This window comes from Streptomyces hilarionis, from assembly GCF_024539675.1.
GTDB classification, from domain to species: Bacteria; Actinomycetota; Actinomycetes; order Streptomycetales; family Streptomycetaceae; genus Streptomyces; species Streptomyces hilarionis.
This window is the reverse complement of sequence record NZ_JAHHIT010000631.1, coordinates 1-302: the sequence shown is the minus strand read 5'-3', so window position 1 is coordinate 302 and position 302 is coordinate 1. Positions and strand designations below refer to the sequence as shown.

The following is a 302-nucleotide window of genomic DNA, read 5'->3' as shown; positions in this document are numbered from 1 at the left end:
GAATTCATCCAGTCGAGCGACTCATTGGGATTGGCCAACTCCTCGACCTTTCCCGCGGGGGGCGCGCCGGCGTAGCCAGTCAGCAACTGCAGCGCATTTCGTGCGCCAGCCGCGTCGGTTTGAGCCTGCTGCATGCTTGCGTGTGAGTGTTCGGTGTCGCTGCGTTGCAGGTTCACTTCATCTTCAGATAACGTCCCAACGTCTCGTTGGCGTTCGGCGAGATTGAGTAGGGTCAGCGTATCGTGATATGCGTTTCGCAGTTGTTGTGCTTGAGCCGCAGCTGCGCGATCAATGACATAAGC

At 57.9% G+C, this 302-nt stretch carries 1 protein-coding gene; it reads right to left on the bottom strand.

Going from position 1 to position 302, the window contains the following annotated elements; all coding sequences use genetic code 11:
- Nucleotides 1-302, bottom strand: a 302-nt coding sequence (locus tag KMS84_RS39800; protein WP_256921532.1) for a hypothetical protein, incomplete at both ends; no start/stop codon positions are given.